This window comes from Piscinibacter sp., from assembly GCF_050175855.1.
GTDB lineage: Bacteria > Pseudomonadota > Gammaproteobacteria > Burkholderiales > Burkholderiaceae_C > Piscinibacter.
The window spans coordinates 1-8,527 of the sequence record NZ_JBFXIO010000222.1 but is presented as its reverse complement, the minus strand read 5'-3'; the positions used below and the strand labels follow the sequence as shown (position 1 = coordinate 8,527).

At 69.3% G+C, this 8,527-nt stretch carries 6 protein-coding genes; 4 read left to right on the top strand and 2 right to left on the bottom strand.

Annotated elements, in window-relative coordinates:
• Both AB7U92_RS16395 and AB7U92_RS16390 read left to right on the top strand, forming a co-directional pair.
• Positions 1-1,685, top strand: a 1,685-nt coding sequence (locus tag AB7U92_RS16395; protein WP_428579093.1) for a 4Fe-4S dicluster domain-containing protein, incomplete at its 5' end; no start/stop codon positions are given.
• The gene (locus AB7U92_RS16390) at positions 1,682-2,314 is read left to right on the top strand and encodes a TorD/DmsD family molecular chaperone (RefSeq protein WP_428579091.1); all 633 of its coding nucleotides are present in this window, start codon (positions 1,682-1,684) and stop codon (positions 2,312-2,314) included. The genes AB7U92_RS16395 and AB7U92_RS16390, both read left to right, overlap by 4 nt.
• Before the next feature lie 10 nt (positions 2,315-2,324).
• Here AB7U92_RS16390 and AB7U92_RS16385 read toward each other — a convergent pair whose 3' ends face one another.
• Together AB7U92_RS16385 and AB7U92_RS16380 are read right to left on the bottom strand one after the other, a co-directional pair.
• On the bottom strand, positions 2,325-4,310 hold the full coding sequence (locus tag AB7U92_RS16385; RefSeq protein WP_428579088.1) for a sensor histidine kinase: 1,986 nt from the start codon (positions 4,308-4,310) through the stop codon (positions 2,325-2,327).
• 14 nt (positions 4,311-4,324) lie between these two features.
• The gene (locus tag AB7U92_RS16380) at positions 4,325-5,719 is read right to left on the bottom strand and encodes a sigma-54-dependent transcriptional regulator (RefSeq protein ID WP_428579085.1); all 1,395 of its coding nucleotides are present in this window, start codon (positions 5,717-5,719) and stop codon (positions 4,325-4,327) included.
• A gap of 270 nt (positions 5,720-5,989) precedes the next feature.
• Between AB7U92_RS16380 and AB7U92_RS16375 the strand changes: the two genes are divergently transcribed.
• Together AB7U92_RS16375 and AB7U92_RS16370 are read left to right on the top strand one after the other, a co-directional pair.
• The gene (locus tag AB7U92_RS16375) at positions 5,990-6,196 is read left to right on the top strand and encodes a formate dehydrogenase (RefSeq protein WP_428579082.1); all 207 of its coding nucleotides are present in this window, start codon (positions 5,990-5,992) and stop codon (positions 6,194-6,196) included.
• Positions 6,197-6,264: 68 nt separating this feature from the next.
• Positions 6,265-8,527 (top strand): molybdopterin-dependent oxidoreductase (locus AB7U92_RS16370; RefSeq protein ID WP_428579080.1); only part of this gene is annotated, 2,263 nt, incomplete at its 3' end.

Here is an 8,527-nt window from a genome sequence, read left to right as displayed (position 1 = left end):
ACCGCGCCGGTGGCGCGCTGCCGCAGCGCCGCGAGCGCGACGTGCAGTCGGGCCATCTGAAGAAGCTCTCCGGCTGGCTGGGCGCCTTCCGCGCCGAGTGGGAGAGCGGCAACCCGATCGACCTCGATCTGTGCACGCGCTGCAACGCCTGCGTCGACGCCTGTCCCGAGGGCGCGATCGACTTCAGCTACCAGGTCGATCTCTCCGCCTGCAAGAGCCACCGCGACTGCGTGAAGGTCTGCGATGCGGCCGGCGCGATCGACTTCCAGCGCGCCCCGCAGGCGGCCGACGGCGAGTTCGACTTGGTGCTCGACCTGCGCGACACCCCGGCCTTCTCGATGCACCAGCCGCCGCAGGGCTACTTCCACGTCGCGCCCGGCGGCGACAGCGAGCGCCGGCTGGTGGATGCGGTGCTGAAGCTGCGCGAGCTGACCGGCGAATTCGAGAAGCCGAAGTTCTTCCACTACAAGCCCAAGCTGTGTGCGCACAGCCGCAACGAGCAGGTGGGATGCAGCGCCTGTATCGACGTCTGCTCGACGCGCGCGATCCGCAGCGATGCTTCGCGCAAGGGCAAGACCAAGGGCGAGACGGCCGGAGGCATCGTCGTGGAGCCGCACCTGTGCGTGGGTTGTGGCGCCTGCAGCACGGTGTGCCCGAGCGGTGCACTGGCCTTCGGCTACCCGGGCACGGTGGACCAGGGCCGCAAGTGGCGCACGATGCTTTCGGCCTACGCCCGCGCGGGCGGCAAGGACGCCGCGCTGCTGCTGCACAGCGAAGGCGCAGGGACGCGAATGATCGAGGAACTCGGTCGCGCCGCCCGCACCGACAAGGCCGTGCGCGGTGTACCGGCGCGCGTGCTGCCGGTGGCGCTGTGGCACACCGCCAGCACCGGCATCGACCTGTGGCTCGCCGCCGTCGCCGGGGGGGCGAACCAGGTCTGGGTGCTGGTCACCGAGGAGGAGGCGCCCGAATACCGCCAGGCGCTGGCCGAGCAGATGGGGGTGGCGCAGGCGATCCTCGCCGGGCTGGGTTATGCCGGCGAGCATTTCAAGTGCATCGAGGTGCGCGATGCGCGCGACCTGCAGGCGCTCGACTACGCGCTGCGCAGCCCCGCCGCGCAGGGCGTGGCGCAGGCCGCGACGCTGGCCGCGCAGGCCGACAAGCGCGCCACGCTCGACCTTGCGCTCGACCACCTGCTCGCGCAGGCGCCGCGCGCTGCCGACGAGATTGCATTGCCGGCCGCCGGCTCGCCCTTCGGCACGCTGGTGGTCGACACCGCCAAGTGCACGCTGTGCCTGAGCTGCGTCGGCGCCTGCCCGGAGAGCGCGCTGGCCGACAACCCCGACAAGCCTCAATTGCGCTTCGTCGAGAAGAACTGCGTGCAGTGCGGCCTGTGCGCAACCACCTGCCCGGAGGGCGCGATCACGCTGCAGCCGCGCCTGTGGCTGGCCGACGGCGGCAAGGCACGCAAGGCGCCACGCGTGCTGGCCGAGGCCGTGCCCTATCGCTGCATCCAGTGCGGCAAGCCCTTCGGCACCCTGCGCGCGATCGAGAACATGATCACGAAGCTCTCCGGCCACAGCGCCTTCCAGGGTGACGCGCTGAAGCGCCTGCAGATGTGCGGCGACTGCCGCGTGGTCGACATCTACAGCAACCCGAACGAAGTCAGGATCAACGACCTATGAGCGACAAGCTGACGGCATTGAGCTTCGCCACGGCCGACGACAGCGAGGAGCTGGCCCGCGCGGAGCTGTACGGCCTGCTCGCGCGGCTCTGGATGGCCGCCCCCGACGAGGCGCTGCTCGATCAGATCAAGGTCGCGGTGACGCAGGCGCCGCAGGAAGGCGCCTTTCTCGAGGGCCCGTGGTCGGCGCTGGTGGCCGCGATGCGCACCACCACCGTGAAGGAGGCCAGCGCCGAGTACGACGCGCTGTTCCAGGGCGTGGGCAAGCCGGAGGTGTTTCTCTACGGCTCGTACTACCTCAGCGGCTTCCTCAACGAGCGCCCGCTGGCCGTGCTGCGCGACGAACTCGCCTCGCTCGGCCTGGCCCGCGACGAGACCCGCGGAGAGACCGAGGACCACATCTCCGCCGTGTGCGAGGTGATGCGCTACCTGATCGCCGGCGACGACGTGGCGGTGTGCAACCTCGAGCGCCAGCGGCGCTTCTTCCGGGCCCACCTGCAACCCTGGGCCGAGAAGCTGTGCGACGCCGTGCAGGCCCATCCGAAGGCGAAGCTCTACCGCGAGCTGGCCGAACTGACCCGGGCCTTCGTGCAGGTGGAAACGCAGGGCTTCGACCTCCTGGAGCAGTAGCACGCACCGCTCAGCGCGGCTTGCTGTCCAGCCGCAGCACCACCGTGAACACCGCGCCGCCTTCGGGGCGGTCGGCGGCGCGGATGTCGCCGCCGTAGCGTTCGACGATGCTGCGGCTGATCCACAGGCCGAGGCCGGTGCCGTCCTTCTTGTGGGTGACGAAGGGCTGGAACAGCTCGGCGAGAATGTCCGGCGGCAGGCCGGCGCCGGTGTCCGCCACGTCGATCTCCACCGTGTCGTCGCCGGCGTCGCGCGTGGCCAGCGACAGCGTGCCGCCGTCGGGCATCGCGTGGATCGCGTTGACCAGGAGGTTGACGATCACCTGCTGCAGCTCGTTGCGGTTCAGCGCCGGCTGCCGCGTGGCGCGGAAGTCGCGGACCAGCGCGATCTGGGTGCGCGACAGCAGGTGCGCCACCAGCACCAGGCAGCCTTCCAGCACCTCCCGCGTGTCGACGTTGTCGACATAGCCGGCAAACTCGTTGGGTCGGGCGAACTGCAGCAGCTGGGTGACGATCAGCCGCATTCGCTCGACCTGCTCGTCGACCAGGCGCAGTTCGCCGTGCACGCGCTGGGCATCCTCGCCGAGCAGCTCGCGGGCGAGGTCGAGATTGCCCTGGATCACCGCGATCGGGTTGTTCACCTCGTGGGCGATGCTGGCGGTGAGCTGGCCCACCGCGGCGAGCTTTTCGCTGCGCAGCAGCTGCTGCTGGGCGGCCTCCAGCGCGCGTGTGCGTTCGGCCACCTTGGCGTCGAGCTCGGCATTCCAGCGCTCCAGCGCGCGTGTCTTCTCGGCGATGGCGTCGAGCAGGTGGTCGAGGTGGCCGGCGAGCTGGCCGACCTCGTCGTTGCTGCGCACGTGGCCGACGCGGGCCGCCATCTCGCCGCCCTCGACGCGCTGCATGGTCTGTGCCATCTGCTCGATCGGCCGGAAGATGCCGCGCGCGCCGCGCAGCGAGACCCCTGCCGCGGCGATCATCACGGCGAAGAAGACCACCCCGATGGCCGCCAGCGTGCCCCACTTCAGCCAGGTGAAGGGCTGCTCGAGGAAGCCCACGTAGAGCATGCCCACGCGCTGTCCGCCGCCGTCGACCAGCGGCTGGTAGCCCGACACGTACCAGTCGCTGACCACGAAGGCGCGATCCAGCCAGGTGCTGCCGTTGCCGAGCACGGCGTCGCGCACCGTCTGAGACACGCGCGTGCCGATGGCGCGGTTGGTCGAATCGGCGCCGAACAGCCGCACGTTGGTGCTGATGCGCACGTCGTCGAGGAACAGCGTGGCCGTGCCCTGGCTGCCGAAGGGCAGCGAGCCGTCCGGGTAGACGATCCGGTTGATGTGGTCGATGAAGGCCAGGTTGCGGTTGAGCAGCACGCCGGCCTGCACGTGCCCGAGGCGCTGCCCGTCCGGCGTGATCACCGGTGCACTGGCGAGCACGACCATGGCGCGGTCTTCCTGCGCGCGCTCGGTCGGCGCCGCGTTGCGGGTGGGTACCAGCGGCACGTCCACGCGCGGCAGCAGGGCCGGGGCGAGCTGGCTCAGCGCGCCGGGCTCGAGCACCTCCACCGAGCCTTGTCGCTCCGATCCGGCACGCGCCCGCCAGGCCGGCGAACCGCCGCCCTCCGGCGCCAGTGCGTAGTCGGTGGCCACGAGGCTGCCGTCGTCGCGCCGAAGGTTGATGAAGTCCAGCCCCTCGCGTGCCTTGAAACGCTGCAGCAGCGGCACCAGCTCGTCGGCCGGCCGCCGGGCGAGCGCCTGCTGCAGCGCATGCGACTCGGCCACCGTGGCGGCGCTGGAACCCACCTCGCCGAGCACGCGCTCGAAGTAGCCGTTGGCGACCGCCAGGTCGGCCTGGACCTTGGTGATCAGCAAACGGTCGAAGGCGAGGCTTGCCCAGGCCAGCAGGATCACACCGAGCAGCGGCAGCACCACCGCCAGCGGCACCAGCACCATCGCGAGCAGCTTGCCGCGGATGGGCAGGTCGCGGAAGCGGCGCAGCATGCGCAGGGCCGGGCTCAGGCGCTGCGCGCCACGCGCGCCGGCTCACCCCACTCGGCGACACGCCGCTCCAGCGTTCGCCGGGAGATGCCGAGCAGCTGTGCCGCTCGCGTCTTGTCGCCGCCCACCGAGTCGAGCACCGACAGGATGTGCTGTTTCTCCAGCGCATGCAGGTCGGTGGGCCGCGAGGCCGGCAGGGCACGCGCACCGGCTTCCATGCGCGCCAGGCCCTGGTACAGCGCGGACACGTTCAGCGCACCGAGGATCAGCGAGCGCTCGATCAGGTTGCGCAGCTCGCGCACGTTGCCTGGCCAGTCGTACTGCGCGAGGTAGGCGAGCTCGTCCTCGGTCACCTCCATCGGCGGCACGCCGAGCTGCGGCGACAGCGTGGCGATGAAGTGCGCCACCAGGTCGGGGATGTCTTCCTTGTGCCCGCGCAGCGGTGGCAGGTTGATCTCGACCACCTGCAGCCGGTAGTAGAGGTCGGCGCGGAAGCGGCCCTCGGCCACCTCGTCGGACAGGCGCCGGTTGGTGGCCGCGACGATGCGAACGTCGACCGGGATCTGCTGCTCGCTGCCCACCGGGCGGATCTGCCGGTCTTCCAGTACGCGCAGCAGGGTGGCCTGCAGCGGCAGCGGCAGGTCGCCGATCTCGTCGAGGAACAGCGTGCCGCCTTGCGCATAGACGAACAGGCCGTCGCGCCCCGGGCCGCGCCCGGCGGCCGCGCCCTGGGCGTGGCCGAAGAGCTCCTGCTCGATGTGCTCCGGCGACATGGTCGCGCAGTTGACCGGCACGAAGGGGCCGCGCCGTCGCGGGCTGTTGCGGTGCAGGGCCAGCGCCGCGAGTTCCTTGCCGGTGCCCGACTCGCCGGTCAGCAGGACCGTGCTGTTCACGGCGGCCACGCGCTGCAGCGCGGCTTGAAGGCCCTTGATGGCGATCGAGCGGCCCACCAGTCCGTCGGCCTCCGGCGTGCGCTGGCGCAGCGCACGGCGCAGCACCCAGTTCTCGCGCTGCAGCCGCGCGCGCTCGAGGCCGCGACGTACCGCATTGAGGATCTGCGTGACGCGGAAGGGCTTGAGGATGAAGTCGCTGGCGCCCGCGCGCAGTGCCTCGATCGCGGTGTCGAGGTCGGCGAAGGCGGTGATCAGCACCACCTCGCCGGCATAGCCTCGCTCGCGGAGTTCGCGCAGCCAGGCGATGCCGTTCTTGCCGGGCAGGGTGATGTCGAGGATCAGCAGGTCGAAGCGATGCCGCTTCATCAGTTCGTCCCCGGCCTCGGCGTCGGGCGCGCTGTGCACCTCGCCGCAGCGCGTGGCCAGGGTCTTCTCGAGGAAATTGCGCATGCCGGCCTCGTCATCGACGATCAGCACGTGGGCCAGCGGCCATTCGGGTGGGGGCGGGATCGAGGGCATCGGCTCGGGCGCGAAAGAGGGCGCTACTGTCGCACAGCCGCTGCAACCGCCGCCGGCCATCGGCGAGATGTCCTCGGGCTTACCCGGGGTCCATGACCGCCTGTTGCGACAAGTTGTCGCGCCACCTCTGGGCGAAGTGCGTGCGACAGCTTGTCGCAGCGGCCCATGAGTGTTTGCGAGGGGCCGAAGCCCCTCGAAACGGCGGCATGCATGGCTAAGATATGCACACTTTTGCACAGGCCCTATGTCGGCCCGCACACAGGAGACCCCATGGACAAGCAGCAGCCCAAGCTCTCCCGCCGCACCGTATTCGCCGGTGCCGGCACCGCCGGCGCCCTGGCCGCCGTCGCTGCCCTGACACCCAAGGCGCCGGCGGAGGCCGTCGCCAGCGCCGCCGAGAAGTCGGCCGACCTCAAGACCACCGGATACCAGGAGACGCAGCACGTGCTGCGCTACTACCAGACCGCCCGGATCTGACCCCCCGCCCGGTTCCGAATCTTCCGCCGGGCCTCGCGCGCCCGCCGCTGCACGCACAAGGAGTTCCCATGCTGCTCACGCGCAAATCGTCGACTTCCGCCTCGCCGGCGGCCTCGTCGCTGGTGTCCAGCCTCGCCCGCGGTGTCTCGCGTGCGATTCCCACGATGGACCGGCGCTCTTTCCTGCGCCGATCCGGCCTCGGCGTCGGTGCCGGCCTCGCCGTATCGCAGCTGACGCTGGTGAAGAAGGCGCAGGCGGCCGATGCGTCCAACGCGGCTTCGGGCGACAAGAAGGTGTCGGTCAAGCGCACGGTCTGCGGCCATTGCTCGGTGGGCTGCGCGATCGACGCCGTGGTCGAGAACGGCGTGTGGGTGCGCCAGGAGCCTGTATTCGATTCGCCGATCAACCTCGGTGCCCACTGTGCCAAGGGCGCGGCCGTGCGCGAGCACGGCCACGGCGAGTTCCGCCTGAAGTACCCGATGAAGCTCGTCAACGGCAAGTACGAGCGCATCAGCTGGGACCAGGCGCTCGACGAGATCAGCGCGAAGATGCTCGAGCTGCGCAAGCAGAGCGGGCCTGATTCGATCTTCGTGGTCGGTTCGTCCAAGCACAACAACGAGCAGTCGTACCTGCTGCGCAAGTGGATGAGCCTGTGGGGCAGCAACAACTGCGACCACCAGGCCCGCATCTGCCACTCGACCACCGTCGCCGGCGTCGCCAACACCTGGGGCTACGGCGCGATGACGAACTCCTACAACGACATGCAGAACTCCAAGGCGGCGCTGTACATCGGCAGCAACGCTGCCGAGGCGCACCCTGTGTCGATGCTGCACATGCTGCATGCCAAGGAGACGGGCTGCAAGATGATCGTCGTCGATCCGCGCTTCACGCGCACGGCGGCGAAGGCTGACGAGTATGTGCGGCTGCGCTCGGGCACCGACATCCCGTTCCTGTTCGGCGTGCTGTACCACGTGTTCAAGAACGGCTGGGAGGACAAGAAGTACATCGAGGATCGTGTCTACGGCATGGACAAGGTCCGCGAGGAAGTCCTCGCCAAGTGGACGCCGGACAAGGTTCAGGAAGTCTGCGGCGTCGACGAGGCCACCTGCGCCAAGGTGGCCGAGATCATGGCCAAGAACCGCCCGAGCACCATCGTCTGGTGTATGGGCCAGACCCAGCACTCGATCGGCAATGCGATGGTGCGTGCCTCGTGCATCCTGCAATTGGCGCTGGGCAACATCGGCGTCAGTGGCGGCGGCGCGAACATCTTCCGCGGCCACGACAACGTGCAGGGCGCCACCGACGTCGGCCCCAACCCCGATTCGCTGCCCGGCTACTACGGCCTGGCCGAGGGCTCGTTCAAGCACTTCGCCAAGGCCTGGAACGTCGACTTCGAGTGGATCAAGAAGCAGTACGCGCCGGGCATGATGAGCAAGTCCGGCATGACGGTCTCGCGCTGGATCGACGGCGTGCTCGAGAAGAACGAGCTGATCGACCAGGACAGCAACCTGCGCGGCATGTTCTTCTGGGGCCATGCGCCGAACTCGCAGAGCCGCGGCCTCGAGATGAAGAAGGCGATGGACAAGCTCGACCTGCTGGTCGTGATCGATCCCTTCCCGAGCGCCACCGCGGCCATGGCGGCCATGCCCGGCAAGGCCGAGGACCAGAACCCGAACCGTGCCGTCTACCTGCTGCCGGCCTGCACGCAGTTCGAGACCAGCGGCTCGTGCACGGCGTCGAACCGGTCGATCCAGTGGCGCGAGCAGGTGATCGAGCCGCTGTGGGAGAGCCGCACCGACCACATGATCATGTACCAGCTCGCGCAGAAGCTGGGCTTCGCCAACGAACTGGTGAAGAACTTCAAGATGGTCAAGGGCAAGGGCGGCATGGAGGAGCCGGAGGTCGAGTCGATCCTCCGCGAGATCAACTCCAGCGTCTGGACCATCGGCTACACCGGCCAGAGCCCCGAGCGGCTGAAGGCCCACATGCGCAACATGAACGTCTTCGACGTGAAGTCGCTGCGCGCCAAGGGTGGGATCGACAAGGAAACCGGCTACAAGCTCGACGGGGACTACTTCGGCCTGCCCTGGCCGTGCTGGGGCAACCCGGACATGAAGCACCCGGGATCGCCGAACCTGTACGACACCAGCAAGCACGTGATGGACGGCGGCGGCAACTTCCGCGCCAACTTCGGCGTGGAACGCGATGGCGTCTCGCTGTTGGCGGCCGACGGTTCGCACAGCAAGGGCGCCGACCTCACCACCGGCTACCCGGAGTTCGACCACCTGCTGCTGAAGAAGCTCGGCTGGTGGGATGACCTCACCGACGCCG